Origin of the sequence: Hymenobacter sp. (assembly GCF_036387835.1) — a bacterium.
GTDB lineage: Bacteria > Bacteroidota > Bacteroidia > Cytophagales > Hymenobacteraceae > Hymenobacter.
This window is the reverse complement of the sequence record NZ_DASVSY010000095.1, coordinates 13,943-39,795: the sequence shown is the minus strand read 5'-3', so window position 1 is coordinate 39,795 and position 25,853 is coordinate 13,943. Positions and strand designations below refer to the sequence as shown.

General features: G+C 55.7%; 21 protein-coding genes and 1 tRNA gene. 8 read left to right on the top strand and 14 right to left on the bottom strand.

The features are described 5' to 3' along the window. Positions 1 to 180: 180 nt before the first annotated feature. Positions 181 to 251 (top strand) — tRNA-Cys (locus VF639_RS18420). 358 nt (positions 252 to 609) lie between these two features. Continuing rightward, the gene (gene cphA / locus VF639_RS18415) at positions 610 to 3,252 is read left to right on the top strand and encodes a cyanophycin synthetase (protein WP_331147403.1); all 2,643 of its coding nucleotides are present in this window, start codon (positions 610 to 612) and stop codon (positions 3,250 to 3,252) included. A 174-nt stretch (positions 3,253 to 3,426) separates the two neighbouring features. Here the strand turns inward: cphA and VF639_RS18410 are convergent, their stop codons facing one another. Next, complete coding sequence (locus tag VF639_RS18410) at positions 3,427 to 4,374, bottom strand: hypothetical protein (RefSeq protein ID WP_331147402.1); 948 nt, start codon at positions 4,372 to 4,374, stop codon at positions 3,427 to 3,429. Between the two features lie 127 nt (positions 4,375 to 4,501). On the opposite strand from VF639_RS18410, the gene VF639_RS18405 reads away from it, so the two are divergent. Then, complete coding sequence (locus VF639_RS18405) at positions 4,502 to 5,116, top strand: methyltransferase domain-containing protein (RefSeq protein WP_331147401.1); 615 nt, start codon at positions 4,502 to 4,504, stop codon at positions 5,114 to 5,116. A 204-nt stretch (positions 5,117 to 5,320) separates the two neighbouring features. Next, positions 5,321 to 6,145 carry a 3-deoxy-8-phosphooctulonate synthase gene (kdsA, locus tag VF639_RS18400; RefSeq protein ID WP_331147400.1) on the top strand — a complete coding sequence of 275 codons (825 nt, stop codon included), beginning with the start codon at positions 5,321 to 5,323 and terminating at the stop codon, positions 6,143 to 6,145. Between the two features lie 108 nt (positions 6,146 to 6,253). Here the strand turns inward: kdsA and VF639_RS18395 are convergent, their stop codons facing one another. Then, on the bottom strand, positions 6,254 to 6,811 hold the full coding sequence (locus VF639_RS18395) for an O-methyltransferase (RefSeq protein ID WP_331147399.1): 558 nt from the start codon (positions 6,809 to 6,811) through the stop codon (positions 6,254 to 6,256). Positions 6,812 to 6,910: 99 nt separating this feature from the next. On the opposite strand from VF639_RS18395, the gene VF639_RS18390 reads away from it, so the two are divergent. Continuing rightward, positions 6,911 to 7,108: a hypothetical protein gene (locus tag VF639_RS18390; protein WP_331147398.1), complete on the top strand. Its 198-nt coding sequence runs from the start codon at positions 6,911 to 6,913 to the stop codon at positions 7,106 to 7,108. An 80-nt stretch (positions 7,109 to 7,188) separates the two neighbouring features. Here the strand turns inward: VF639_RS18390 and apaG are convergent, their stop codons facing one another. Further along, a complete protein-coding gene (gene apaG, locus VF639_RS18385) occupies positions 7,189 to 7,575 on the bottom strand; it encodes a Co2+/Mg2+ efflux protein ApaG (RefSeq protein ID WP_243796718.1) in 387 nt (128 codons plus the stop codon). A 110-nt stretch (positions 7,576 to 7,685) separates the two neighbouring features. On the opposite strand from apaG, the gene VF639_RS18380 reads away from it, so the two are divergent. After that, the gene (locus tag VF639_RS18380; RefSeq protein WP_331147397.1) at positions 7,686 to 8,351 is read left to right on the top strand and encodes a uracil-DNA glycosylase; all 666 of its coding nucleotides are present in this window, start codon (positions 7,686 to 7,688) and stop codon (positions 8,349 to 8,351) included. A gap of 188 nt (positions 8,352 to 8,539) precedes the next feature. Here VF639_RS18380 and lepB read toward each other — a convergent pair whose 3' ends face one another. From lepB to VF639_RS18350, 6 genes are all read right to left on the bottom strand, one after another. Then, positions 8,540 to 9,718: a signal peptidase I gene (lepB, locus tag VF639_RS18375; protein WP_331147396.1), complete on the bottom strand. Its 1,179-nt coding sequence runs from the start codon at positions 9,716 to 9,718 to the stop codon at positions 8,540 to 8,542. Between the two features lie 169 nt (positions 9,719 to 9,887). Next, positions 9,888 to 10,607, bottom strand: a complete 720-nt coding sequence (gene dapB / locus VF639_RS18370; protein WP_331147395.1) for a 4-hydroxy-tetrahydrodipicolinate reductase — start codon at positions 10,605 to 10,607, stop codon at positions 9,888 to 9,890. An 82-nt stretch (positions 10,608 to 10,689) separates the two neighbouring features. Next, positions 10,690 to 11,343, bottom strand: a complete 654-nt coding sequence (locus VF639_RS18365) for a DUF5683 domain-containing protein (protein WP_331147394.1) — start codon at positions 11,341 to 11,343, stop codon at positions 10,690 to 10,692. 113 nt (positions 11,344 to 11,456) lie between these two features. Then, positions 11,457 to 12,422, bottom strand: a complete 966-nt coding sequence (locus VF639_RS18360) for a ParB/RepB/Spo0J family partition protein (RefSeq protein WP_331147393.1) — start codon at positions 12,420 to 12,422, stop codon at positions 11,457 to 11,459. 398 nt (positions 12,423 to 12,820) lie between these two features. Continuing rightward, entirely contained in the window at positions 12,821 to 13,630 is an 810-nt protein-coding gene (locus VF639_RS18355; protein WP_331147392.1) for a ParA family protein, read from the bottom strand. 99 nt (positions 13,631 to 13,729) lie between these two features. Then, positions 13,730 to 14,410 carry a metal-dependent hydrolase gene (locus VF639_RS18350; RefSeq protein ID WP_331147391.1) on the bottom strand — a complete coding sequence of 227 codons (681 nt, stop codon included), beginning with the start codon at positions 14,408 to 14,410 and terminating at the stop codon, positions 13,730 to 13,732. A gap of 87 nt (positions 14,411 to 14,497) precedes the next feature. Between VF639_RS18350 and VF639_RS18345 the strand changes: the two genes are divergently transcribed. After that, entirely contained in the window at positions 14,498 to 16,171 is a 1,674-nt protein-coding gene (locus VF639_RS18345; protein ID WP_331147390.1) for an ABC transporter substrate-binding protein, read from the top strand. A gap of 209 nt (positions 16,172 to 16,380) precedes the next feature. Here the strand turns inward: VF639_RS18345 and VF639_RS18340 are convergent, their stop codons facing one another. The 5 genes from VF639_RS18340 to VF639_RS18320 form a co-directional block, all read right to left on the bottom strand. Continuing rightward, a complete protein-coding gene (locus VF639_RS18340; RefSeq protein WP_331147389.1) occupies positions 16,381 to 17,448 on the bottom strand; it encodes an SDR family oxidoreductase in 1,068 nt (355 codons plus the stop codon). A 570-nt stretch (positions 17,449 to 18,018) separates the two neighbouring features. After that, positions 18,019 to 18,543, bottom strand: a complete 525-nt coding sequence (locus VF639_RS18335; RefSeq protein WP_331147388.1) for a DUF6438 domain-containing protein — start codon at positions 18,541 to 18,543, stop codon at positions 18,019 to 18,021. A gap of 232 nt (positions 18,544 to 18,775) precedes the next feature. Continuing rightward, entirely contained in the window at positions 18,776 to 20,653 is a 1,878-nt protein-coding gene (yidC, locus tag VF639_RS18330) for a membrane protein insertase YidC (RefSeq protein ID WP_331147387.1), read from the bottom strand. Positions 20,654 to 20,894: 241 nt separating this feature from the next. Next, positions 20,895 to 22,538 (bottom strand): CTP synthase, encoded by a 1,644-nt coding sequence (locus VF639_RS18325; RefSeq protein WP_331147386.1) that lies wholly within the window; start codon positions 22,536 to 22,538, stop codon positions 20,895 to 20,897. 196 nt (positions 22,539 to 22,734) lie between these two features. Continuing rightward, a complete protein-coding gene (locus VF639_RS18320) occupies positions 22,735 to 24,171 on the bottom strand; it encodes a Gfo/Idh/MocA family protein (RefSeq protein ID WP_331147385.1) in 1,437 nt (478 codons plus the stop codon). Between the two features lie 298 nt (positions 24,172 to 24,469). On the opposite strand from VF639_RS18320, the gene VF639_RS18315 reads away from it, so the two are divergent. After that, on the top strand, positions 24,470 to 25,834 hold the full coding sequence (locus VF639_RS18315) for a D-alanyl-D-alanine carboxypeptidase/D-alanyl-D-alanine-endopeptidase (protein WP_331147384.1): 1,365 nt from the start codon (positions 24,470 to 24,472) through the stop codon (positions 25,832 to 25,834). The last annotated feature ends 19 nt before the right edge of the window (positions 25,835 to 25,853 follow it).

Sequence of the window (25,853 nt, the reverse complement as noted above, 5' to 3'; positions counted from 1 at the left end):
CACTTCTAAAAAGGCCCCGGAGTCATCCGGGGTCTTTTTTTGTGTATAACTTATGTGGGAAAGAGAATTTTCAAGAATTTCTTCTGCCAGAAAAACAGTTGATTACCATTCTAAAGCAGGGTAATACCACCCCTGGTTTGGCATAAGTCAGATTTAGGTGTAAGTTTGCATCCCCAATCCGGTGACGTGACCGAGTGGCTAGGTAGAGGTCTGCAAAACCTCCTACGGCGGTTCGAATCCGCCCGTCACCTCTTTATTCCTGTTTTTTGCTTACTTAGTGCCCCGGTTGATTAGCCCCAGCCGGGGCAAATTTTTTAATGAATTTATCGATAAGTAAAGGGGACCTTGCTGCTATCATCGGCAAGGTCCCCTTTTTTATTTGACCATAGCATTGGGTTCATTGGGTTGGAAGCCAGGTGATGAGCAACTGAGGCATTGGCAATTGAGGGCAGACAAGTAAGGTTATCGCCTTATGCTTTGAGCAATTAAGCTGGAGAAGAGATACCGAAATGACCGCGCAGGTTGGGTCTATGGTGGCCTTGCAGGCTCAAATCCCTACATTTAGTTTCCGCGTACAACTCGCACTACTTGCCTTCCACTCCATCTATCATGAAGATTATTGACCTACGCACCATGCGCGGGCCCAGCTACTGGTCCGTCAAACATTACAAGTTGATTGTAATGAAAGTGGATCTTGAGGACTATGCCGATCAATGGTCGAACGCAGTACCAGAGTTGGCTGAACGACTCACTCAGTTAATGCCCGAACTTGGCAAACCGCATGCAGCCTTCGAATCGCAGAAGCACGCCGCTAAACATCCACCTCTTACGCAAGAGCAATTAGCCGACGGGGAGCCGCTCGGGCATGTTATTCAGCACGTAGCATTGGAGTTGCAACGGCAGGCAGGCATGCCCGTGTATTGGGGCAAGTCCTATCCGGCCCGTGAAGAAGGCGTGGAGTTTGTAGTGTTCAGCTATCAGGAAGAGCGGGCCGGGCGCCGGGCTGCTGAGGCTGCTGTGGAAATCGTGGAGGCGCTTTGCGAAAAGAAAGACGTGGATTTGAAGCCCATTATTGATGAGCTACACGAAATTCGGGAAGAAGAGTTTATAGGCCCAAGTACCTGGAGTATCGTGTCGGAGGCGGCTTCGCGGGATATACCGTATATCCAGTTGAAGAACAGCGGCATTATTCAACTTGGGTACGGGGTAAACCAGAAGCGCATCTGGGCCACCACTACCACCTACACTTCGCACGCGGGGGTGGAAATAGCGGGCAACAAGAACCGGACAAAAGCCATGCTGCACGATGCGGGTGTACTGGTGCCGCAGGGTACTACTGTGTATTCGGCGGATGGGCTGCGGGATGCCATCGAGGATTTAGGTTTTCCGTTGGTGACCAAGCCGCTCGATGGCAACCATGGCAAAGGCGTCACCATCCGCATTATGAATTGGGAGGAAGCGGCAGAAGGTTTGAAGATGGCCCAGGCTTATTCCCGAGCCGTAATTGTTGAGCAATTTGTTGAAGGCGCAGATTTCCGGCTGCTGGTAGTAAATGGGAAGTTAGTGGCCGCTGCCAAGCGCACACCTGCCGCGGTAGTTGGCGACGGACAGCATACCATTCAGGAACTGATCGACGAAGTAAACCAGGATCCGCGGCGGGGGGTCGGGCACGAAAAGGTGCTCACTAGCATCAAAGCCGACAAGCACACGCTCGATATTCTGAAAGGGCTGAAGCTCACGCTAGAATCGGTGTTGCCGGCCGGTGAGATGGTGTATCTGAAAAGCACCGCCAATATCAGTACTGGCGGCACCGCTACGGATGTTACGGACCTGATGCACCCCTACAACGTGCTGCTTGCAGAGCGTGTGGCCGGCATTGTAGGGCTCGATATCTGCGGCATTGATTTGATGGCTACTGACATTGCAGTGCCGTTGAACGAAACGCGCGGTGCTGTGATTGAAGTGAATGCGGCGCCCGGTTTCCGGATGCACATTTCGCCTACCGAAGGCTTGCCTCGCAACGTAGCCGCTCCCGTGGTCGATATGTTGTTTCCACCCGGCAGCAATGCCCGCATTCCTATTATTGCTATTACGGGCACTAACGGCAAAACTACCACCACTCGGCTTATTGCGCACATGATAGCCTCGAAGGGCTACAAAGTAGGCTTCACCACCACGGATGGTATCTATATCCAAGGTCGGCAGTTGCAGAAAGGCGACTGCACCGGCGGCGTCAGTGCCGAGTTTGTGCTCAAAGATCCAACTATCAACTATGCCGTGTTGGAAACAGCGCGCGGCGGTATGCTTCGCTCTGGTCTGGGCTTTCATACCTGCGACATTGCGGTGGTAACCAACGTAGCCGCCGACCACCTGGGCATGCGCGACATTCACACCGTGGAAGAAATGGCGGCAGTGAAAGGAGTGCTGCCTCGCACCGTGCGCAAAACCGGCTGGGCCGTGCTCAACGCCGACGATGACTTGGTTTATGCCATGCGGGAAAAGCTGGATTGCCGGGTGGCTTTGTTTAGTATGGACGAAAATAACCCCCGTATTCTCGACCATGTGGAAGCGGGTGGAGTGGCTGCCGTATACGAAGAAGGCTACGTGACCATTTATAAGAACAGCTACAAGCTGCGCATCGACCGGGCCGTGGAGTTTCCGGTAACGTTTGGCGGCCGCGCTACTTTCAACATCGAAAACAGCCTGGCTACCGCCCTGGCCGGCTATTTAGCTGGATTAGAGCGTGAAGATATCAAGCTGGCATTGCGCACGTTTGTGCCATCAGCCAGCAAGACGCCGGGCCGCATGAACGTGTTCAAGTTTCCGAAATTCGAAGTGATTGTAGACTATGCGCACAACACCCACGGCATCGAGAAATTTGCCGAGTTTCTGAATGCCACTCAGGCTACTCGTAAAATTGGCATGGTATCGGGCCTGGGCGACCGGCGCGATGAGGACACGCTAAGCTTTGCCCGGGTAGCCGGCCGTATATTCGACGAGGTGATTCTGCGCCAAGACCGTGATTTGCGCGGTAAAACCGCTGAGCAGATCAAGGAAATCATGGAGCGCGGTTTACGGCTCGATAAGCCCGAACTGCCTGTTACCTATATTGAGAATGAACTGGAAGCAGTTGATTATGCAATGGCAAACGCTCCGCAGGGAGCAGTCGTCGTGCTTTTCACTGAGAATATAACGGCTGTACTCAAAAAGCTAGAGGAGTACGAAGCAGATCACGGATTTTTCACGAAGTAGACGGATTAATCGGATTTTGTGGACGACTCAGCTTCAATCAACTAAGCTGACCAAACAACAAAGGCTTGCTAATTAGCAAGCCTTTGTTGTTTGGTCAGGAGGAACACAGCATTCTGGACAGAAATCGTCCACAAAATCCGATTAATCCGTCTACTTCGTGAAAAATTCGTGATCCTATTTAAGCGTGAACGAAGTTTTGCCGATCATAACGCCGCCTTCGTACAACTCTACCGTGTGCTGACCAGTTTTGTAGGCAGCACCTTTAGCGTAAAGAAATTGCACAGGCTGACGAGTATTGTCGAATACAAGGTCCTGCTTGGCTGTGTAGAAAGCTTCGGAACCATCGATCATGAAGGTGCCACCGCCCGTGCTTAGGTTGTAGAGAGCTGCCCCATCAGGTTCGATCAGACGCAACATAATCTGCTTGGTTTCCTTAGGCGATACATCGTTGCGAGCCAGATTGAAGGTAATCTTTACCTTGTCGACGCGCTTGGCCTTGAACTCGTTGTCGTCGTCATCCTTCTCCTTGTCACGCGAATTCAGAACGCCGATGCGGATGTTTTCGGCCTGCAGGCGTGAGGCTACGGCTACTTTCTCGCTTAGCTCCTGGTTGGAGCGAGCAATCGTAGTGATGGTATCAGTAAGCTTGTTCTGGCGCTCTTTGAGAGTGGTGGTTTCTGTGTACAAGGCTTCGTTGTCGGCCTTGAGCTGGGCTATTTCCTCGTCTTTTTTGCGTAGCTGGTTTTCGAAGTTGATGGCCCGTTGCCGAAAGCGCTGCTGCTCCTTGATGGAGAAGCTGCCAGCCTTGAAGGAGCGAAGCTTAAGCAAATCTGCGTTGATGGAGGCAATCTTGGACTCCAGCGAATCATTCGATAGTCCCATCGACTGCACTTCCTGGCTTTGGCGTTCGAAATCCGCTTTCAGGGTTTCGTACTGTTTAATTTGATCTTGTAGCTTGGTATCTTTCTCGGCTACCTGCGTAGTAAGCTGCTCATTTTCCTCGGTTTTCTGCCGGTTCATCCAATAGAGGACGCCATTGATGCCGAGTAGCACCAGCGCTAACGCCACAATGAGTAAAAAGCGACTGTTGTTCCGTGGGAGTGGGCTTTGTTCTTGTTCCATTGCAAGCAGGGTTAAGTAAGAGTCAGACGCACCGGTAATGTGGTATCTTGGTGCGCAAACAAACGAAATTTTACAACAATCTAGTTTCTGTCAAGAAAAATCAGCTGCTGAAAGGTACGAGGTCTGTATGAAACCTACCACTCAACTCGATGAAGCGTATTGGCGCGGGCGCTACGCGGCCAACCAAACCGGCTGGGATGCCGGGGCTATAACGCCCCCTTTGCGTGAATATTTCGATCAGCTTGGCTCGGCTGATCAGCGGCGCATTCTCATACCAGGCGCGGGGCGGGCCTACGAAGCCGAGTATCTGCACGAGAAAGGATTTACCGAAGTATTTGTGGCAGATATAGCTCCAGAGGCTCTACAAGCGCTTCAGCAGCGTGTACCCGGATTTCCGGCAACGCATCTGCTCCATGAAAACTTCTTTGCGCTCCAACCCTCCCCGCCATTCGACTTGCTAGTAGAACAGACTTTCTTTTGTGCTCTCGACCCCGCCCTGCGTCCTGCCTATGCCGAGCAGTGCGCTCGTCTACTACGTTCGGGTGGTACGCTAGTAGGGCTGCTATTTGAAACTGATTTCGGTGATTCGCCGGAGCCACCATTTGGCGGTACAAGAGAGGAATACCGAACTTATTTCGAGCCGTTCTTTGATTTCGTGTGTTTTGAAACCGCACATAACTCACTGCGTCCGCGGCAAGGGAGGGAGCTGTTTATCTGTCTGAAGAGAAAGCCTATAGAATGAGAAACTGCGGTTAGTGTTGTTGCAGAGTTGCCGGCGAAGGGCAAGGCGTGTACACTTGACGGCGTTGGCGCGAACATAGCTTGGCTGGTATTGCCGAATTGGCAGCCAGATAAGCGCAAGACATTTGTGTCTGCTACCTTTAGTCGTCCGAAAGACTTGAGCCGACTAGCCCAAGCTACGGCGCACACTACATTCCACGTTTCCATGCTCGAACTCCTCGCCAACGCCCTGCCGCACTTCCGTAACACCAACTCCGGCCAGTTCTTTTTGATGGCTGGTCCCTGCGTAATTGAGGGCGAAGACATGGCCCTGCGCATTGCCGAAAAAGTGCGCCACATCACTGATAAGCTGCAGATTCCTTACATTTTTAAAGGCTCTTACCGTAAAGCCAACCGCTCCCGCTTCGATTCCTTTACGGGTATTGGCGACGAGAAAGCCTTGCGTATCCTCCAAAAAGTAGGCAGCGAAATGGGAGTGCCCACCGTCACCGACATTCACGAATCGGGAGAGGCGGCCTTGGCAGCAGAGTACGTTGATGTGCTGCAAATTCCGGCGTTCCTGTGCCGGCAAACCGATTTGCTGATTGCCGCTGCCGAAACCGGCAAAGTGGTCAACATCAAGAAAGGACAATTCCTGAACGGTGAGGCCATGCAGTTTGCCGTTGATAAGGTGCGCCAGTCGGGCAACCAACACGTTATCCTCACCGACCGAGGCAATTCATTCGGCTACTCCGACCTCGTGGTAGACTTCCGCAACCTACCCGCCATGCGCGATTTTGGCGTGCCCGTGGTAATGGATGTTACGCACTCCTTGCAGCGCCCTAACCAGAGCAGCGGCGTCACAGGCGGTCAGCCTGCTCTCATCGAAACTATTGCCAAAGCCGCCATTGCCGTCGGGGCCGATGGCCTGTTTATCGAGACCCACCCCACGCCAGCCACCGCCAAATCGGATGGAGCCAACATGCTGGCCTTGGATAAATTGGAAGAGTTGCTGGTGAAACTCACTAAAGTGCGGGAGGCCGTGAAGTAAGTTTTCGTTTTTCATTACCCGCTGTTCGGCAGGGCTTCTAGGATGGCCTGCACAACTAGGTGCTGCCACCCTAGAAGCCCGCCGAACAACGGGTAACGGGAAACACGCTTAAGCGGAAAGCCACTTGGTCCGATCCAGCAGTTTATCAAGTGCGCTATCGAAACGTAGTCGGAAGTGTTGGCGGGGCTGGTTGCGACGAAAAAACACCAGGCCTACAAAAAAAAGGTCGATAGTTAGGCGCACCTCGGGATGTTGTTGGATGGTGTTCCAAGCGCGCTCCATCTCGCCGGACCAGTGAATGTCGTCGAGCACAAAAACACTGCGCTCCGTACGATGCGCCGCGCATAGGTTGAAATAGCGTAAGGTAGGCTCGTACCGATGATTGCCATCGAAAAAGGCAAAGTCGAGCGGGGCGCTTAAAGAGGCTAGGGTAGGAGCCAACGTTTCATCCAGGTTGCCTTCAATCAACTCTACGTTGTGTAGGTGCAGCGTTTGAAATGTTTCGCGCGCTATTCGTGCTGTACTTGGGCAGCCCTCGAACGTAAGCACGCGGCTGCCCGAGTCGGCAGCGGCTAAGTAAGCCGTGGTAAGACCAAGCGAAGTGCCTAGCTCCAGAATAGTGCGGGGTCGAAAGTGATTGACCAGCCGAAAAAGTAGTTGCGCCAACCTAGGGGGCTTCGCGGCTGTACGGGCTATGCGGCCCACGCGGCGCTGACTGCCTGTACTAGTGTGGGACCCGGCTCCAAAGTCACGTATTTCTATCAATTGCTGACTCTGCAGCAACTCATGCCGTCTGGCTTCGATGCTCTCGAAAGCGGCAAACTCTCCATTGTGCTGAACGACGTGGTTGTAGAGTTGAAAAACGAACGGGGAATGCAGCCCATGCGCATTCCCCGAGCGAAAAAAATATCGAACGTAGCTAAGAGGCTGGAAAAGCAAGTTACTAAAAGGTTGAATGGCTGAATTGTTAAATGGCTGCTTGTTCAAATTCTTCATTGAACGACCAGCCATTTAACAATTCAGCCATTCAATCCTTCAACAAATCAGTTCAGGCGGTAAGGCACTACAAGAGTGAACTCCGGAATTTCCACCGTAAATACGCTTCCATCGGCCAAGCGCTCCATTTCGTACGTGCCGCGCATCTTACCGAGCCCCGATTTGAGGTTGCAGCCCGATACATACTGGTGCGCCTCGCCAGGCTCCAAAACGGGCTGCTGGCCAACTACGCCTTCGCCCTCCACTTCGCGTACTACGCCGTTGGCATCATAGATATACCAGTGGCGACGCAGTAGCTTCACGGTATATTCGCCGTTGTTGCGAATATCAATCTTGTACGCAAATACGTAGTGTTCTTGGCCGGGGCTCGAGTAGTCGGGCAAATAGTTCGTCGTGACGCTCACGGTAACGCCCTGCGTGGTGGTCGTATTCATGATTACTGTGCGGTGTGGGTAAGACTAACAGCCGGGGCCGGAATTTGGTTTATGTACGCATCCGGAGCCAACGAAGGTCCGCTCAATCCGCAATAATTTCTTTCCAACGTATGAATGTAAAAATAGAAGAGAGTTGGCGCAAGGTATTACAGCCAGAATTTGAAAAACCTTATTTTCAGCATTTAATTGCTTTTGTGCGTGGCGAGTACGCTACGGCCACTGTGTACCCACCAGGCCCCCAAATATTTCACGCTTTTGATGCCTGTCCGTTTGAGGCGCTGAAGGTGGTGATTCTTGGACAAGACCCTTATCACGGCAAAGGCCAGGCCCACGGCTTGAGCTTCTCGGTGGCCGAAGACAAACGCACCCCGCCTTCGCTGCAAAATATTTTCAAAGAGCTCCAAGACGATTTACCGGGTACCCCGCCGGCTCCCAATGGCAACCTCGACCGGTGGGCCCAACAAGGCGTTTTGCTACTCAACGCTACGCTTACCGTACGCGCCGCCGAGCCCGGCAGCCACCAAAAGAAAGGGTGGGAGCAATTCACCGACGCTGTTATCCAAACCATTTCCGAGCAAAAACAGAACGTCGTCTTCATTCTTTGGGGTGCTTATGCCCAAAAGAAAGCCGAGCTGATTGATGAGCGCAAGCACCTCATCCTCAAGGCCGCGCACCCATCCCCCTATGCCGCCGACCGGGGCTTCTTCGGCTCCCGTCCCTTCAGCAAAACCAACGCCTACCTGCAAGAGCACAGCTCGAAGCCAATAGTCTGGTAGATCACGCATTTTTCTGGATTAGACGGATGGGCCGGATTTTGTGAACGACTTCACTTTAAGAAGAGCCACCCAAACAAGAAAGGCTTGCCGGTTGCAAGCCTTTCTTGTTTGATTTATAACACCGGCTTCAGACGCTAATCGTCTATAAAATCCGACTCATCCGTCTAATCCGGAAAAATCCGTGATCCTTAGTGGATCGTGTTGAACAGGCGGCTCCAGCGGATTTTGTGGAAGAAGTCGGCATACGGATCTACGGACATCCAGATTAGGACGGCTTTACCGACGATGTGGTCTTCGGGAACGAAGCCCCAATAGCGCGAGTCGAGGGAATCGTGACGGTTGTCGCCCATCATAAAGTAGTAGTTCTGCTTGAACGTGTAGCTCTTCATTGGCTGACCATTCTGAGTTAGTACGCCGTTCAGTATGGTTACGCCTTCATTGTGCTCGTAACGCATAATGATCTTCTCGTAAATAGGCGTGTTCTGGGGGGTGAGTTGTACAGTCTGACCTTTCTTTGGCAGTTGCAGAGGGCCATAGTTGTCTTTGTTCCAGTTGTTGATAGGCTGCGGCGTACTCTGTGGGTAGTCCGGGTTGTTCGGGAAAACGTCGGGCTCGGCCTGACCGGGCGTGGCTTTGTCCTGCACCACGGCCTTCACATACGGCTGCTTGCGGAAAAAATCGGCGGTGGCTGAGGTGGCGTCAATCATGAACGTCGGCTCCTGCATGCCATAAAGAGGCTCCGGCTGGCCGTCGGGGCGGTTGAAGTTGGTAACGCCCTGCTCATGAAACGCCTTCTTCAGGTCGTCGTTGGGCTGGGGCACTTGCAGGAAATAGCGATTTTGGCTTTGCGGCGGATTCACCATCGGCTTGCCATTCACGAACACCTGGGTATCCTTGATTTCCAGCACGTCGCCAGCTACGGCTACGCAACGCTTGATATAGTTGGTGCGCAGGTCGGCGGGGTGCTGGCTTTCGAAGGGCACGTTGAACACCACTACGTCGCCGCTTTTCACTTCCGAGAAGCCCGGCAGGCGGTAGCTTGGCAACTGAATGGCGTCGGAGTAGCTTTTGAGGCCCGTACCCCAGAGCGTTTGGTGCGTGAGCGGAATCTGCAGCGGCGTCTGGGGAGTACGCGGACCGTAGTGCAGCTTGCTTACAAATAAATAGTCGCCCACCAGCAGCGAGTCCTCCATGGAAGGCGTCGGGATGGTATAGGCCTCGAAAGTAGCCCAGCGAATAAGCGTGGCGGCCACTACCGCAAATAAGATGGCGTCCCCCCATTCTCGGAAGAAGCTTTTCTTTCTTTCAATGGGCTTGGGCGTGGAAGCCGCTTTCATACGTTGTTCCCAGGACTGTTGTACGGCCATAGCAAGAGTGCGAAGTCAGGTAATGCCTGGCGAGGCCAAGCGGCAATTTAATTTCGGAATATCCGAAGAAATTAGAGGGGAACCGCTAGATAACAGAAACGTTAATCGGCTTCCTCCTCACAAACTAATTACAACAATCAAGCAATTAACAGTTCAAGGAGCTAGCCGTTCAAATTCCTAATAAATCCTTCATGCCAAATACGCCCTGATGGCCGGGCAGCCACTCGGCCGCCAACAAGGCACCGTCCACAAACCCGTCGCGGGTATGTGCTTCATGCTTGAGTTCTAGCGTATCGGCTTCGGAGGTATAGGTAACAATGTGAGTGCCTACTACTTGGCCCGTCCGCTCACTCAGCACGGCCAGTTCGGTGGGAGCTTGCGCGGCTTCGTTGCGCCAAATGGTTTTACTCGGAAAGTGACGCAGTATAGCCTCGGCCGCCGTGAGGGCCGTTCCGCTGGGCTGGTCTACTTTTTGGGTGTGATGAATCTCCCTTACCTGCACATCATAGCCGCCAAACTGGTGCATTTTGGTGGCGATGTACTCGTTGAAGTGAAAGAACAGATTGACGCCCACACTATAGTTGGAGGCGTAAAACAACGAACCATCCTGCTCCTGGCAGAGCTTCACGGCCTCCTGAAAATGGTGGAGCCAGCCCGTCGAGCCGCACACCACTGGCAGCCCCTGGCGTAAGCAGGCCTGCACATTGGCAAAAGCGGCATCAGGGTGCGTAAACTCAATAGCGGCATCGGCAGTAGTAGCGTCGAAATCCGCAATGCTGGCTTCAGGATAAGCAGGGTCAATGATACCAACAATTTGGTGGCCCCGCGCCACCGCGCGGGCCTCGATAGCCCGGCCCATTTTGCCGTAGCCGATCAGCAGAAGCTTCATTATATTCAGTTACCGGTTGCCTGTTGCCAGTGCCGTTTAGTAGTTGATATCAACTGACAACCGGCAACTGGTAACTGACAACTCATTTAAAGGTGAGAGTGAGGCCAATACCAGGCGTGGCCGCCGCCGTTGGCATCCGCAGCATGGTTGGATCCCAGCGCAAACTCAAGTCGTCACTGATGTCGAAGTCGCGTAAGTGGGCATCTACCACCGCATCGAGTATTTGCACGCTATAGGCTAGTGCTACATACGCTACAAATGTGTCGCGCTGGCGCCGATACTCGTTGATACCCCTATCAATTTGAGAAGGCGTTGCCTCTCGGGTAAGCTCATTGTCATCTACCGTGTCTGGGTCCCCGTCATTCCGTTTTCTCTTGGCTTCCACACAAATCTTGTAATAATTCTGGTAGAACAACTCCCCGTAGATTGTGCCGCCCACGGCGCCGTATACGAGCGGCAGCTTCCACCAGCGGCGGTTGTATATCTGTCCGGCACCGGGTAGCAGCGCCGAAAGCAGTCCGGCTTTGGCAGGCCTGGTCATCTTCAAGCCAAACAACCGAGCCGTACGGCGCACCGAGTCGGGCACAACTGGTGTGCTGACCTGCGTTGAATCAGGCCCCACTGTGACGACGGTAGTGCGTGTAGGCGGCGTGGCTTGGGCGTGCGCCTTCGGCGCCAGTGGCAACGCCAGCAGGAGCAGCGCAACCGTAGTTCGGAGGCAGGAGTAGAGTTTCATAACGGAGACGCGAGAGAGGCCAAAGTAAACTAAGCTGATAACGCTGACAGAGGCAGACTAGTCTGTTAGACTGCAGCTTAAGTTCTTGTGGTTCTCCCTCAACTGCCTAACTTTTATGCAGGTTGCAGAATGTGCAGAATGCGCTGCATGTCTTCCACCGAATCGAAGGCAATCTTGATTTCGCCGCGGCCTTGGGGGCCTGGCTTCACCAGTACCCGGCTCCCAAAACGCTCCGTGAGGTGGCGCTCCGTGCGGCGCAATTCAGCTACGGGCACCTGGCCCGCTAGTTCCTGCGCTGGTTTAGTGGCAGGCGCACCAGCTTTCTCCGCCGGGTTCAGGCCCGCCCGAACCAATTGCTCCACCCGCCGCACCGACAGCTCTTCGGCCAGGATGCGGTGGAATAGCGCCAGTTGCTGCTCCGGATTCTCGATGTTGATGAGGGCGCGGGCGTGGCCCATGCTGATGGCCGTGTCGCGCAAGCCAATCTGGATATCGGGCGGGAGCTTGAGCAGGCGCAGGTAGTTGGTTACGGTCGAGCGGTTCTTACCGACCCGGTCGCCTAATTCTTCCTGCTTCAGGTTACACTCGCTCACGAGGCGCTGGTAGCTGAGCGCAATTTCAATGGCGTTGAGGTTTTCGCGCTGAATGTTCTCGATAAGGGCCATTTCCAGCATCTGCTGGTCGTCGGCTTTCCGGATGTAGGCCGGAATGGTGTCGAGGCCCGCAATTTTGGAAGCCTGCAAACGACGCTCGCCACTGATAAGCTGGTAGGCGTTGGTACCCGTTTGGCGCACCGTCACCGGCTGGATGATGCCCTGAATCTTGATGCTTTCTGCTAGTTCGTGCAGCGCATCCTGGTCGAAGTGGGTGCGGGGCTGGTAGGGGTTGGCTTCAATCTGGCCGACCGGAATCAGGCCAACCGAATTCATAGGGTGGGGCACGAGGCCTACCCGGTCGCTCTTTTTCTCGTAGCTGCCTTCAATCAGCGCATTGAGCCCACGGCCTAAACCACCAATTTTACGCTTAGCGGCTGCGGCCGGAGCCGCTGGAATAGCTTTTTCTTCTTGCTTGTCTGACATACTTGCAATCAGCTCTCTCGCAGTGGCGCGAGAAAAGCAGGATTCAAAAATACACAAACGCAGGGGAAGGCTAGGAAATTTTGTTCCACGATCAGCAAATAATCGTGGAACACGGAATACTCGCCGTGCTACGAGGCCGAACTGCGCTTGCTGCATGATGTAATACCAAGCTCCTGTTTAGTGAATTGTTGAACGAGGTTATTGCTTAGGGTAGCGTAAGTTGATTTACCCTGCGCCGACTTCACATTATAGGGTATGTAGCAGAGGTGGTACAAGTCGGGCAACCTCAGCAACGATTCGCCAAGCTGGAGCTTAGCGTTACAGCTTGCGAGCCATCCTTCGCTAACGAAAACGGCCAGCAGAATTCTGCTGGCCGTTGCTATGAAGTTGTTATTGCCTTACGCCGCCGCGTCTTCAGCGGCCTCCGAGGTGCCGGCCGCTTCCACGTTCTTTTCCACGATTTCGCGGGCCAGGTTGAGGTAGCTGATGCTGCCTTTGCTTTCGGCGTCGTGCAGGATAACCGGGATACCGAAGCTAGGCGACTCGCTTAGCTTCACGTTGCGGGGGATAATAGTGTCAAAAACGAGTTGCTGGAAGTGCAGCTTCACTTCTTCTACAACCTGGTTGCTCAAGCGCAAACGCACATCGTACATCGTGAGCAGGATGCCCTCAATTTCCAGCTCGGTGTTGAGGCGGCTCTGAATGATTTTTACGGTGTTCAGCAATTTGCCGAGGCCTTCGAGGGCAAAGTACTCGCACTGCACCGGAATAATGACGGAGTGCGCGGCCGTGAGAGCGTTTACCGTAATCAAGCCCAAGCTTGGCGAGCAGTCGATGATGATGAAGTCGTACTGATCGGCCAGAGGGCGCAGGGCGTCCTTCATCTTCTCCTCCCGGTTGGGCAGGTTGATCATCTCCACTTCAGCGCCTACCAAGTCGATGTGGGAGGGCATGAGGTCGAGGTGAGGCAGCACATTGGTTTGCAGTATAATGTCTTGGGCATTGATGCCGTCTACCATGCACTCGTAGATGCTGTTATCGATGTCCTTGGGGTCGAAGCCCACGCCGGAGGTGGCGTTGGCCTGCGGGTCGGCGTCCACGAGGAGCGTCCGGTACTCCAAAGCCGCCAGACTGGCCGCCAAGTTGATAGCCGAGGTGGTTTTGCCCACCCCGCCCTTCTGATTGGCTACCGCAATGATTTTTCCCATGAGGGTTTGATTAATGGCTAGATGGCTGAATTGTTAAATGGTTGATTTTTCCCAACGGCTTATTGAACAGCCAGCCATTTAACAATTCAGCCATTAAACTTACAACGTAATAGTTTCTTCAATTTTCAGAAGCAGCAATTCTTTGCCGGCCTGAGTGGTTTTTTGCTGAGCTGCTTCCTTGTCGATGGCGATGGGCGGGAAGGTATCGTAGTGCATCCCGATAATCTTGCGAGCGCCGGTCCAGTCGGCGGCTATCAGCGCATCGTCGATACCCATCGTAAAGTTGTCGCCGATGGGCAGCAGCGCGAAATCCAGCTTATACCGCTCCCCGATGAGTTTCATGTCGTAGGTGAGGGCCGTGTCGCCGGCGTAGTAGAGCGTTTTGCCTTCGGCTTCGATAAGGAAACCCGCCGCCAGACCGCCGTACGAGCCGTCGGGCATGGAGCTGGAGTGGGCGGCGGCTACCATCTTCACCTTCCCGAAAGGCAGGGTTACCGTGCCGCCGATGTTCATGGCGTAGTTGGCTTTCAGGCCTTTCTGCCCAAACCAACCCACCACTTCGGCCATGCCCACTACTTCGGCGCCCGTGCGGGTGCCAATAGCTTCGGCATCGGCTACGTGGTCGGCGTGGCCGTGACTGAGCAGAATGAACTGCGCATCAATTTGGTTGATGTCGACGTCTTTGGCCAGCGGGTTGGGGCTGATGAAGGGGTCGAAAAGCACTTTGCTGCCGCCGGTTTCGAGGAGGAAGCAGGAGTGGCCGTAGTACGTAAGTTGCATGGGGAGAAGAAAGTGGTTGGCCTGCGGTGGAAGGCAATAGCCAGACGGGGTACCTTTGTCGCAAATATACGTGATTCCGCCTTTCCCATGCTTCTGATTTCGCGCTTGGCTTCCTGTTACACTTTCTTGCTGCTGGCCGTGCTGGCGGGTTGCCAGGGGCCCGCGCCAGCCACCGAGGCGCGGCGCGTGTTCCGTTACAACCAGCCCGAGTCCCTGTCTTCCCTCGACCCCGCTTTTGCCCGTAACCAAGCCAATACGTGGGCTAGTACGCAGCTCTACAATGGATTGGTAGAGCTAGACGACAGCCTGAAGCCTGGCCCCTCCGTGGCGCGCCGCTACGAAATCAGTGCCGACGGCCGCCACTACACTTTCACTTTGCGCCCTGATGTGCGCTTTCATGATGCCGACGTATTCCCCGGTGGCAAAGGCCGCCGCGTAACGGCGCAGGACTTTGTATACAGCTTTAAACGCCTGCTCGATGGCGCCACGGCCAGTCCCGGCGGCTGGATTTTTCGGGGCAAGGTGATAGAAAATGCGCAGGGTGAACCAGCGGATACGGCTTTTGTGGCCGTGAATGATTCCACGCTACGCATTCATTTGAAGGAGCCATTCATCCCGTTTCTCGGGATGCTGACCATGCCCTACGCCTACGTGGTGCCCCATGAGGCCGTGCAGCGCTACGGCAAAGACTTTCGGGAGCATCCAGTCGGGACGGGCCCGTTTTTGTTTAAAGAGTGGGACGAGGGCAATGCCATCATCTACCACCGTAACCCCAATTATTGGAAGCACGACGCGCAGGGCAAGCAGCTGCCCTACCTCGACGCGGTGCAAATCAGCTTCATTCAGGACCGTAAAACCGAATTTCTGACTTTTCAGCAAGGCAAGCTGGACTTTATCAGCGGCATCCGCTCCGGCTCGCGCGACTTGATTTTGTACCCTGATGGGACGGTGCGCGAAGACTTCAAAGGCAAGTTCCGTCTGCAGAAAGTCCCGTACCTGAACACCGAATACATTGGCATGCAGCACGACCCCGCCAATCTGCGCGGCGACAACGCCGAAACCGGCCGTGCCCTGCGCGACAAGCGGGTACGGCAGGCGCTAAACTACGCACTGAACAAGCCGGAGTTTCTAGCTTACTTCATCAACAATATCGGCTTGCCAGGCAATTCCGGCTTCGTGCCAGCTTCCTTGCCTTCTTTCAGCGCCAAGCTCGTGCCCGGCTATACCTACCAGCCCGACAAAGCCCGGCAGCTCCTGCGCGAAGCAGGCTACGGCCCCAACAAGCCGCTCCGCCTGCGCCTAAGCACGGTGGCCGAAAGCAAGGAATACTGCGAGTACTACCAAAAAAAGTGGGCCGAAATAGGCGTGCAAGTGGAAATAGACGTCAACCAAGGCGCTGCCCACGGCGAGCTAATCGACAACGGCCGCGCCGCCTTCTTTACCCGCAGCTGGCTCGGCGACTACCCCGACGCGGAAAACTACCTGGCCCTCTTCTATAGTCCCAACTTCGCGCCCGCCGGCCCCAACAAAACGCACTTCAAAAACGCCACCTATGACCGCCTTTACGAGTTGGCCAAGCTGGAACAAAACCTGGAAAAGCGCTACGACCTCTACCGCCAAATGGACCGCATTGTGGTAGAAGAATGCCCGGTCATTGCAGTGTATTACGATGTAGTGGTGCGCCTCACGCAAAACAATGTGCAAGGCCTCACGCCCAACCCCATGAACCAGCTAGTGCTGGAACGGGTGCGCAAGGACTAAAACGGTATCGGGCCCGCTAGCAGCGGGTAGCCAGCCGGTTGATGAAGGAGTAGTTCAGACTCGTCCAGAACTTCACTTGCTCGGTGTTTAATGCCATTTCAACTGGCTCAACATTGGGGTTCCTCAGTGCCTCGCCGCAAACACTGCGGGTGGCGTTTTCGGCGAGGGAGCGCTCCGCCCGTGGGGTGATGTCGGCCCTACCACGGAAACTAGGGAATAATCCGGTCCTCCCGCAGCTGCGCAAACAAGTCGAAGAACGACTCCTCGGTGGGCTGGTAGACGTGGAAGCCCAGCTTGCGGCTCTTCGACATATCGGTCATGACTTCGAGCGGGCGGCCCAAGTCCAGGTCGGTATGCCAAGCCGAGGCCAACTGGCTTAATTCCAGTACGGCGAGCTGGTAGCGGGCCGCCAAGTCCTGCCACACCAGTTCGTCATGGGCCATCTGCTGTTCCAGCGGGTGTACCGTGCCATCGAACCCGCGCGCTTCCACCCCAAACCACGCCGCCAGCCGCGGCCATAGCCAACTCCAGCGGAAATAGTCCCCGTTCACAATGTTGAAGGCTTCATTGTGCGCAGCCGGCGTAGTAGCTGCCCAGGCCAACTGCTTGGCAATAACGCGGGCATCAGTAACGTCGGAAAGGCCATTCCACTGCGCTTCCGAGCCCGGCCACTGGAACGGGCGGCCGGTTTCCTTGCAGATGCTGGCGTACACGGCCAGGGTGGTACCCATGTTCATGAGGTTGCCTACTGCCTTGCCAATGATGGTATGCGGCCGGTGAATGCTCCAGGTAAATCCGTCGCGGGCGGCCGCGGCATACACCTCGTCTTCCTGAGCATAGTAGAAGTTGTCGATTTCCAGCCGGGGCAGCTCTTCCCGAAACGGCGTGGGCGGCAGCGTCCCGCCTTTCGCATACGCATCAAACGGCCCCAGGTAGTGCTTAAGCCCTGTAACCAGGGCCACGTGCTGCACGGTATGCTTAGGGGAAAGCGCCGCTAAGATGTTCCGGACCAGCGCGCTATTGACGCGGATGTTCTCGGTTTCCGTGTCCTGCCGCATCCAGGTGGTGATGAACACATGCGTTGGGTGTACGTCGGTGAGAGCCCGCTCCAGGCTGGCCGGGTCGAGCAGGTCGGCGGCTACGGGGTGCAGGCCCGGCACGTTTTGCGGTGGGCGGCGGGCCAGGCCGTATACTGTCCAGCCCGTGGTAAGTAGTTCGTTGGCCAGGTTGCTGCCCACAATTCCGCTGGCACCAACAATTAAAGCAATTCTATCCATGGTGTTAAAAGCAAAAGGGAAAGTCGTGTTCTAGCAAACCGCCTATACGCAACGCTCCCGGATGCGGCCCATCCTCATTGGGCGAACGGACCGGCCTTGTGGCGTCTGCTGGTGTTGCCAAGCAAAGCAAGCGGGCTGTTTTCGTGGTCTTTGCACAAAGTGCCGTATTAGTTGTACGCCACCACCTGCCCCGGCTACTCCGCAAGTGCGGGCAGCTGGTCCGGCGCCTAGGCCTGCGGGTACTTATCAAACCCAAAAGTTGAAATCAAAGGAATATTGGTGCCTTCCATAACTCCTGAAAACAAGAATGGTTGCTGTCCAGCTTGGTACCATAGGCCCGTTGGCGTGCAACCAGAACGGCAATCCAAACCCGCACGCTAAACATCTGCTAGACGGCAGGACAGCCATTCCCCTCAAACTTCAACCAACCAAAAGCGCCAGTCACAATAGCTGCATAAACAGTTGTTGTGGCTGGCGCTTTATCAATAAGAGTATCAAAATCGAAGATGAAGCCCGCCCTACCAGGAGTTGATATCTTCAGTAACTGAGGCCCCGTGCAGTATAGTGGGCTTAGCGGTCGGTGGAGGCGCCCAAGGCGTCTTTCATTTGCTTCTCGATGTAGTCGAGAAGGTTTTTGAAGTCGGCGGGTATGCCTTCTTCGGCCGTTACGGTCTTGGCGGGGCCAATAGCCGGGCTGATGGTAAGGCTGGTGCCGGGCAGGTCGGCGGTGCCGAGGGTGTAGCGCTCAGGCATTTCCAAGAAATGCAGCTTCTTTGCTTGCGCCAGAATGGTATTGACGGTGGCCACGGGTAGCTTCACTTCCCGCTTGCCCTCAACGGGCGCGTACTCAAACCCTTCGTAGCTCAGGCGGCCGTCGGCGTAGATGCGGGCTTCATAGTGGGGGCAGAAACCAAAGCACGGCGTTTTGCGGAAGACGATAATCGGTGTGGCCTCTGCTGTGGGTTTGGTGGTGCCCGCAGTGCTGGTTTTTGCCTTCTGCTTGTTGGCAGCTTTGGCGGCCTTGGGTGCTTGCTGCGCCTGCGAGGTGCAGCCCGTGAGGGAGATAATCAGCAGGAGGGAGGACAGGAAACGCATGGCAAACACGAAAAGAAAGGTGCCAAACAAGTTTCAAAAAACGGACCGGATTTAGGAGTTCAACAAAAAGCCCTTCCGCCAATTGGCAGAAGGGCTTTTCACTGGCGTTCTACTTGTAGCGCAGAATTCTGTTCCGCGACGAGCAGAGCGAGTTCCGACGCGGTAAGACCAATTGGCGCGGTACCGGATACTCGCTGTGCTCGTCGCGGAACGAATTTCTGCGCTACAACCACTACGAGCGGCGAGTTGGCTTCTTAGGCTTCGGCTCCACCGAAGCGGAGGTGCCTTCGTCGCTCTTGCGGGGTTGCGTGTCGCGCTCCTGTGCGGTGCGCATCGCTTCCTGCAGGCGGGCCGAGAAGCCGCCGGGCTTCTTGTCCTTGTTCTTGATTTTGTTGGCTTCGAGCTGCGCCCGAATCTTGGTGTCGTCGACTAGGCGGCGGGTGAGAGCCTGCTGGCCGAGTGTCACAACGTTGGAAACCAAGTAGTACCAGGTCAGGCCGGCGGCGAAGCTGTTGAGCACAAACATGAAGACTACGGGCATCAGGTAGCTGTAGAACTTCATGGGGCCCTGCATGGCGGCCGGGTTCATTTGGTTGCTCTGCCAGGTCATTACCAGCGTCGAGAGGGTCATGAGCACCGTGAACAAGCTGATGTGGCTACCCAAGAACGGCACCGCGAAGGGAAGCAGAATCGGCGAATCGTAGGTGCTTAGGTCCTTGGCCCACAGAAACGGTTCTTGCCGCAGCTCAATGGCGTTGGGGAAGAACTGGAACATGGCGAACAGAATCGGGATGGTGAGCAGCGTGGGTACGCAGCCACTCAGCGGGCTTACCCCGAACGTGGAGTAAAGCTTCATCGTTTCCTGCTGTGCTTTCATCTGGTCGTCGCCGGCTTTTTCCTTGATGGCGTCGATTTCCGGCTTCAGCACCTTCATGCGGGCCTGCGAAACGTAGGTCTTGTAGGTCAGCGGCCAGGTTACGAGCTTAATCAAGATTACCAGCAGGGCGATGATGATGCCGTAGTTGGAAATGAACTGCTCGAAGAAGTGGAACACCGGCAGAATCACGAACTGGTTCACCCACCGAAACACGCCCCAACCCAAGTACACGTTCCGGTCGAAGCCAGGGGCCACGGCCTTCAGCATGCTAAACGAGTTCGGGCCGAAGAAATACCGGAAGCTGGCTTTGCCCTGCTGCGCATCGGCGGACGGGATAGTGAGCGTGGTGCTCAGCGTCTTGATGAACGTGCTATCGGCTACGTCAACCGTCGATACGAACTTGCCATTCGGAAACTGGTTGTTGGCGATGATGCCGGCCACGAAGAAATCGTGCTTATGAGCAGCCCATTTTAGCGGCTCCGTGATGGTTATTTCCTCGGGCTTCTCCGACGCTTCGGCCAAAGAGCCGTGGTCGTCGTTGGCGAGGTAGTGGTTGATGGTGGTGTGGTTGCGGTTCTGCTTGAGGTCCTGCTCGGTCTGGCGCACGTGGTCCACGAAGCTGAACGTGAGCGGCTCCTGCGATAAGGCTTGCTGCAAGCCCGTGAAGCGCAGATCGTAGCCTACTTCATACGAGTTGTCGAACAGGGTGTACACCTGCTCGATCTGGCCCCCGGCCACGCTGGCCGTGAAGCTGAGACGCTGGCCTTTCTTGTCGCCTTCGGTTACGGGTTGCGGCGCTCCAGGCTGAAAGTACAAGTCCGACAAACGAACTGTTTGGCCACCTATGGTGCGGAAACGAGTGTCAATTTGAGCGCTCTGCGCATCAAAAAGGTCTAGCGGCTTACCGAAGAAAGTCTTGTACTTGTTGAGGCGTACTGCCTCGGGCCGACCGCCTTTCGAAGAGAAAGTAATAGAGAGGTTATCGTTTTGCAGTTGCACCTGCTGCGCCGAGCCCGTAGCGGCGCCGGCAAAAGCGCCCAACGTGCGGGCCGCAGCCGCCGAATCGAGCGGGGCGGCGGGGGCAGCCGAAGTAGTGGAACCTGGCTTTGCACTGGCGGCGGTAGTAGGCTTGTCGGCTGGTGTTTCCTTGGGCGGTTCGGGCTTGAAGAAATACAGGTAGACGAGAAGCAAGGCCGCAATCAGAAACAGGCCGGTTGCTGAATTTTTGTCCATTCAGGTAAAAATGAGGGCACTAAAGAGTGTGAGGTACGAACATCCCCTTCAAAAATCCGGCGACGCTACCGCAAAGGTCGAACTTGTCAGGCGAATTATTTGATAAGTTGATTGGTGATTGTTAATTGTTGATTGCTGGTGGGGCCAAGTTGCCATTTTGGCAGCAACGGCTTCAAGCATACTCGCTTGAAGCCGTTGCTATGATCAACAATCAATAACCAACAAGCAGCAACCAGTTAACCTACACTTTGCGGTGCTGGATGGCGGCTTTCACGAAGCGCACGAACAGCGGGTGCGGATTCTGGACGGTGCTTTTCAGCTCGGGGTGAAACTGGCCGGCCACAAACCACGGATGGTTGGGCAGCTCGACCACTTCTACCAGGCCGGTAGCCGGGTTGATACCGGAAGGCACCATACCTGCGTCCTCGAATTGCTTTAAGAATTCGTTGTTGAACTCGTAGCGGTGGCGGTGCCGCTCGCTGATGTGGTTGCGGCCGTAGGCTTTGGCCGCTTTCGAGCCGCGGCGCAATTCGCAGTCATAGGCTCCGAGGCGCATAGTGCCGCCTTTTTGGGTGATGTTTTTCTGCTCCTCCATCATGGCAATGACGGGCGCCGACGTTTGCGGGTGCATTTCGGTGGAAGACGCCTCTTTCAGGCCGAGCACATTGCGGGCAAATTCCACTACGGCCACCTGCATACCCAAGCAAATTCCAAAAAACGGAATGCCGTTTTCGCGCACGTGTTTCACGGCCAGAATTTTACCCTCAAAACCCCGCTCCCCGAAGCCCGGTGCTACCAGCACGCCATCAACGCCGTGCAGCAACTGCGCAATATTGTCTTCGTTGATGTGATCAGATTGGATGCTGCGCACGGTCACCTTGCACTCGTTTTGGGCGCCGGCGTGCACGAAAGCTTCGTTGATGGATTTGTAGGCGTCGGGCAGCTCCACGTACTTGCCGACCAGCGCAATGGTGACTTCCTCGGTCGGGTTTTTGAGGCGGCCCAAAAAGTCTTTCCATACTTCCAGGTCGGGCTGTTGGGCGCCGCCGGTGAGCTTGAGGCGCTTGATTACCCGCTCGTCGAGTTGCTCCTTTAGCATGAGCAGCGGCACCGAGTAGATGCTGTCGGCGTCGAGACTCTCGATGACGGAATTGATTTTGACGTTGCAGAACAGGGCAATCTTGCGGCGCATTTCGGCCGGAATCGGGTACTCGGAGCGGCACACCAGAATGTCGGGCTGGAGGCCGGCTTCGCGCAGGTCGCGCACGGAGTGTTGGGTGGGTTTGGTTTTCAGCTCGCCAGCCGCTTTCAGGTAGGGCAGCAGCGTGAGGTGAATAACCAGCGAGTCGTTGGGCGGCAACTCCCACCGCAGCTGGCGCACGGCTTCCACGAACGGCAAACTCTCGATGTCGCCGATGCAGCCCCCGATTTCGGTGATAACCACATCGAACCGGTCGTCTTCGCCGAGTAGCAGCATGCGCCGCTTGATTTCGTCGGTGATGTGCGGCACCACTTGCACGGTTTTACCGAGGTAGGCGCCCTCGCGCTCCTTGCTGATAACGTGGTTGTAGATGCGACCCGTCGTGACGTTGTTGGCCTGCGAGGTGGGCACGTTCAGGAACCGCTCGTAGTGGCCAAGGTCGAGGTCGGTTTCGGCCCCATCATCGGTTACATAACATTCGCCGTGCTCGTAGGGGTTGAGCGTGCCGGGGTCGATGTTAATGTAGGGGTCGAACTTCTGGATGGTGACGCGGAAGCCGCGGGCTTGCAGAAGCTTCGCTAGGGAGGCCGAAATAATGCCTTTACCTAGCGAGGAGGTCACTCCACCGGTGACGAAAATGTACTTGGCCGTTGCAGCCGTGGGGGTAGGGGTTCGGTCTGGCATAACGGGAAACAAAGTTAGTGGATATATCCGGGGCAACCCACGAAACTTTGTGCTACGCGCGAGGGGAAGGAGTGAGGAGCTAGGAGTTAGAAGTTAGAAGTTAGAAGTGGTTTAGCTCCCCTCCTTAAAAAAAGGAGGAGAGCTAGAAAGCTAGCTTTTAGCTCCTAACTCCCCTCTACTTCCTATACTCCTCCTCTTACGCCTGCTTGGGCTCGGGGCCTCTGAATACATCGGTGCCTTCTACCGGGGTTAGTTTTACCGGCTTGCCTTCGCGGGCTGACTGGTAGATGGCTTCCATAATGCGGTGGTCTTGCAGGCCTTCTTCGCCGGGGGTATGCGGCGGTTTGTCGTCCATAACGCACTCCGAGAAGTGGTCGATTTCGGTGGCAAACTGGTTTTTAGACTCGATGGTAATTTGATTCTGCATTTTGGCTGGGCCCTCGGCGTGCGAGGTTTGCAGGCGCTGGCCGGTATAAGCGTAGGCGTTGTCGAGGTGCAACCAGCCACGCTCGGAATTTACCCGGTAGTAGCGCGAGTCGTGGGTGTTGTAGTCGGTGATGCTGTCCACGACGATGCCGCCGGGGAAGCGTAGCTGGAACGACATCCGCTCCTCAATTTCCTTGAACAGCGGATTGCCGGGCGTGCTGTACGAGTAAGCAAATACCTCAGTAGGTTCGGTGCCGAGCAGGAAACGACTGGTATTCAAGCAGTAGAGGCCAATGTCGGGTAAAGCGCCGCCGCCAGCCAGGTCCTTCTTGTGGCGCCAGTGGTTGGGGTTGGCCGAACTTTGGCTGTTTTGGGTTTGGATGTACTTGGTCTTGCCGAATTTGTTGCTGCGAATCATGTCGCACACCAGGCGGTTATAGGGCTCGTATTGAATACGATAAGCCACCATTAGCTTCTTATTGGCCTTTTTGCAAGCGTCGATCATCAGCTGGCACTCGGCGGAGGAGTTGGCCATGGGCTTTTCGCACAGAATATGCTTGCCCGCTTGCGCCCCCCGAATGGTGTATTCGGCGTGCATGGAGTTGGGCAGCACAATGTAGATAACCTGCACCTCGGGGTTGTCTTTGAGCTTGTCGTAGTTGGCGTAGCTGTAGCAGCTTTCGGGCTTGATGCCGTACTGTTGGGCCACTTTCTTGAGCTTCTCCGGCGAGCCGCTCACCAGCGCCACCAGCTTCGACTTCTTGCACTCCCCAAAAGCGGGCAGCAGTTCTTCCAGCGTAAGGTGTCCGAGGCCCACTAGGGCATAGCCCACGCGCTTGTCGGGCGCCATGGGGGTAGGAGTGGGCCCCGACTTCGGGTCCACGTCGGATTTCCAGGCTTCTAGCTCGATGGGCTTATCGGGCGCGCTCGGCACCTTGGCGGGTGGCGATACAGCTTCTGACGAAGGTACTTTTTGCCCATCGGGCGAGGTGTAGATGGTGGAGGCATCCACCTCCGAGGCGGGAGTGCCAGTGGTTGGAACGGCAGCCATTGCCTTGCCAGCGCCATCGGATTGGCAACTGGCGAGGGTACTGGCGGCGACGCCCACGGCCAGCCCGCGGCCGGCTAGACTTAGAAATTCTTTACGTGACACTTCCTGGCTGGCGTGGCGCAACACAGTGTTGAGTAGGTCGTTGGTGATAGACATAACAGGCAAAAGCTAGATGGTCGGTATAGCCTATCATACTGATGGCTTCCGGTGAGGTTGCGGTAGCGCGGGCCTGAGACAGGAATTGTCATGATCTTGTAGGACAGAGCGCTACCACGAAGCGGGGCTTCGTTACGAACTACAGACGAGTATGCCGTACCACGCCATCTGGCCCGTACGTGGACTGCTTGCTTTGCTCGTTACGAAGCACCGCTTCGTGGTACAGATGCAACCGGAAGTTGAAAAGGGCAGCGCTTTTGTTGATGTTGCAAAAGTTTCTGTTTGTTACTTCTGCTTGATGCTGCTTTTTCAACTGGTTTGCCGCACCTTGGCTGTTGGCACCTTGTGTTTATTAACGTTGCCTCCGTGGGCGAAGGAAGAAGTGCCAGCCACCGCACCGCCGACCGACACCGTCAATCCGGTGTGGCTAACGCAACTGCTGCAGGACTCGCCGGTGTTGCGGCAGCACAACGTGGGCGTCTGTATCACCGACGCTACCACCGGGCTGAAAGTCTATGAGCTGAACGCCGACAAGTACTTTACGCCGGCCAGCGTCATGAAGCTGTTCAGTTTCTACACCGGCCTGCATCTGCTCACCGATTCGTTGCCTAGCCTGCGCTACGTGGTGCGCCACGACTCCCTTGTCTTTTGGGGCACCGGCGACCCGACCTTGCTGCACGGCGACGTACCGAGCCGCCGGGCCCTGGACTTCCTGCGCACCCGCCCCGAAAAGCTGTTCTATGCCGAAATTCCGAGCGTTACCGCCTACGGCCCCGGCTGGACGTGGGACGATTACAACTACTATTTCCAACCCGAAAGAGGGCCTTTCCCGATCTACGGCCATACCGTGCGCTTTTACGCCACGGCTGGTAAGCCCCGGCCCCGCATATATCCGCGCTTCTTCCGGGCGCTAACTGAACCCGTCCTGGCCGGTACGCCCAACCCCGCCGACGACCATGTGCGCCGCCCGGAGCTGGAGAACCGGTTCGCCTTCTTTCCCATCACTAAAAATTGGGTGGATGAAACGCCCTTCCGCACCAGTCCGGCCCTGCTGCGCCAGCTGTTGCAAGACACCCTGCACCGCCCCGTACTGCCCGCGCCGTTCCACTTGCGGCCGCAAGACAGCATCAGGGTGCTACATGGCCTGCCCGTCGATTCGCTTTACCGTCGTATGCTCCAGGTGAGCGACAATTTCCTGGCCGAGCAGCTGCTGCTCATGTGCTCCAGCCGCCTCGGGCAGGACTCGCTCAGCACCGCCCGGCCAATCCGCGTTATGCGCACGTTGTTTCTAACCAACTTCCCCGATGCGCCTCATTGGGTGGATGGCTCCGGCCTGTCGCGCCTCAACCTCGTCACGCCACGTACCCTGGTGGCGCTCTTGCTGAAGCTGCACCAGGAAGTGCCCGAGAAGCGCCTGCTTAGCTTGCTGGCGGCCGGTGGCGGCCACGGCACCCTGCGCCGGGTGTACCGCGACCCGCGCGGCCCCTGGCTGTGGGGCAAGACCGGAACACTCACCAACAACCACAACCTAGTTGGCTATCTGCGCACCCGCTCGGGCCGACTACTGGCCTTCAGCTTTATGAATAACAACCACGTGGTGGAAACCACTGAGGTCCGCAAGGAGATGGAACGGGTGCTGACGCAGGTACGGGAGCGGCTGTAGCGGCACCTAATGGCTTTGG